Annotated in this window: 3 protein-coding genes; 2 read left to right on the forward strand and 1 reads right to left on the reverse strand. The window is 68.8% G+C overall.

Annotated features, from left to right (window positions below):
- Positions 1–254 (reverse strand): VOC family protein (locus AC1D15_RS27420; RefSeq protein WP_477828490.1); only part of this gene is annotated, 254 nt, incomplete at its 3' end.
- A 127-nt stretch (positions 255–381) separates the two neighbouring features.
- On the opposite strand from AC1D15_RS27420, the gene AC1D15_RS27425 reads away from it, so the two are divergent.
- The gene (locus tag AC1D15_RS27425; RefSeq protein ID WP_465112625.1) at positions 382–1,047 is read left to right on the forward strand and encodes a TetR/AcrR family transcriptional regulator; all 666 of its coding nucleotides are present in this window, start codon (positions 382–384) and stop codon (positions 1,045–1,047) included.
- Positions 1,037–2,379: alpha/beta fold hydrolase (locus tag AC1D15_RS27430; RefSeq protein ID WP_477828491.1), on the forward strand; the 1,343-nt coding region annotated here is incomplete at its 3' end. The genes AC1D15_RS27425 and AC1D15_RS27430, both read left to right, overlap by 11 nt.

Raw genomic sequence — 2,379 nt, forward strand, 5'->3', positions numbered from 1 at the left:
GCCTCCACCATCGCACGGTCCCGGGCCTGGAACGCGAGGTGGTGGCGCCCCGTCAGATGGCCCTGCGCCGCCTGACTGTCGGCGGTGGAGACGAACAGCTCGTCGATCCAGAAGTAGTCCGCGGCACTGCCGCCCACCGGGATCCCCAGCACCTGGGCCACCGCCTCGTAGAAGCGTTTGCTGGCCGCGAGGTCGGACACGACGAGCTGCAGGTGATCGATGAGACGGCCGCGGTGAAGTTGCTGGGCTTCCATGGGGACTCCTCGGTGCTGGGTGGTGGACGGTATTTTCTGAGCCCCACCACGACGTGGAGTTCCGGTCCTTGAAGAACCCGCAAACCTCGCCTATTTTTGAACGATCGTATAAACCGATCGTTCAACCATGAGCCTCAGATCGTCCGACGGCGTGCAGCCGGGCAAGGATGCGTCCGTCGTCGACACCCGCGAGAAGATCCTCGACGCGACCTTCCGGCGGCTGGCGAGCGAGGGGTATGCGGCGCTCAGCGTGCGCCAGATCGCGAAGGACGCCGGCGTGAACCACGCGTTGATCAACTACCACTTCGGCACCAAGGACCAGCTGGTCATCGAGGTGCTCGATGCAGCGAACCGCCGGCTGCTGGCCCGCCAGGGCTCGATGTATGCAGGCCCCGGCGGCTATGCCCGCAAGTGGGCCGAGGCGCGGCGCTTCTACGACAGCGACCTCTCTTCCGGCTTCGTGCGCGTGCAGGCCGAGTTGTGGGCCGCGAGCTTCTCGAACGCCGATCTGCGCAAGAAGTTCCTGCCGCGGCTGCTGGCCTGGAAGCAGCTGGTGCGCGACGTGGTGGGCGAGGCGGTGGCGGCGCTCGAGTCCTCCGGCGTCACGCTGCCGGCGCCGTTCACCGCCGATGTCATCGCCTGCTGGATCTCGGAGTTCTGGCTCGGCATGGAATTCGCCGACCTGCTCGGCGTGAAGCAGGAGCGGGCGCAGCACCGTGCGGCGCTCGATGCGGTGCAGGCGCTGCTCGAATCGCTCGACGCCCGCGCGGCAGGGCAGGGCGATGGACGCTAGCAGCAGCCCGTACGGCAGCGTCGAGCCGGCCCGCCAGGGGGTCGTCGACCGCGACGGCGTGCGCATCTGGTACGCCGTCTGGGGCGACAGCGGCCCGTGGATCGCCTTCGCGCCGCCCATCCAGATGGTGCACAGCGAGATGCTGAAGGCCACGGTGCCGTACCTGTCGCAGCACTTCCGGGTCGTCACGATGGACGGGCGCGGCAACGGCCGCTCGGACCGGCCCGCCACCCAGGACGCCTACAGCTTCGACATCTTCCACGACGATTTCGTCGCCGTGCTCGACGCCACGGCCGGTACCGAGCGCGCCGCGCTGGTCGGCATCTCGTGCGCGGCGATGACGGTGCTGCGGGTCGCGGCCGAGCAGCCGCAGCGCGTCAGCCACCTCGTGATCGCCGGCGGTTTTGCCGAGTCGCTGGTCGACACCGATGCGATCGCGCGCCGGGTGCAGGCCGAGGCCGACCAGACACGCGACGACTGGCCGGGCTACATCGATGCGTTCATGGCCAGCCTCTTCAGCGAGCCGCATTCCAGCAAGCCCTTCGACGACGGCGTCGGCTACGCCCGGGCCACCAGCGGCGACATCATCAACATGGTGCGCAAGGCCTGGAAGGGCAACGACGTGCGGGCGCTGGCGCGCCGCGTGGCCTGCCCGACGCTGGTGATCCACGGCGACGACGACCACCGCGTGATGTATGCGCAGGGCAAGGCGATCCATGCGCTGGTGCCGGGCTCGCGCCTGCTGACCGTCCAGGGCGGCGGGCATGTCACGGCGGTGCGCGACCCGGTGCTCTTCAACCGCAGCGTGCGCGACTTCATCGGTGGCGCGCCGCGCAGCGCGACCTGGGTGCGCGCGATGAAGCGCCGGCGCCGGGCGCTCTTCATCTCCAGCGCGATCGGCCTCGGTCATGTGCAGCGCGACCTGGCGATCGCGCGTTCGCTGCGCACGTTGCAACCCGATCTCGACATCGACTGGTTCACCGTCGACCCGGCCGCCCGCTACCTGGCGCAGGAGGGCGAGCGGCTGCATCCCGTCACGCAGCGCCTGGCCAACGAGAGCCGGCATTTCGAGCAGCAGGCCGGCGAGCACGATCTGTCGGCCTTCTTCGCGCTGCGCACGATGGACGAGATCATGACGCGCAACTTCATGACCTTCATCGACCTGGTGGAGGCCGAGCACTACGACATCGTGGTCGGCGACGAGGCCTGGGAGGTCGACTACCACTACCACGAGAACCCGGAACTGAAGCGCCAGCCTTTCGTCTTCCTGACCGACTTCGTCGGCTGCCTGCCGATGGAGCCTGGCAACGAGCGCGAGGCCCTGCTGTGCGC

This window comes from Rhizobacter sp. P2_H2, assembly GCF_056403375.1.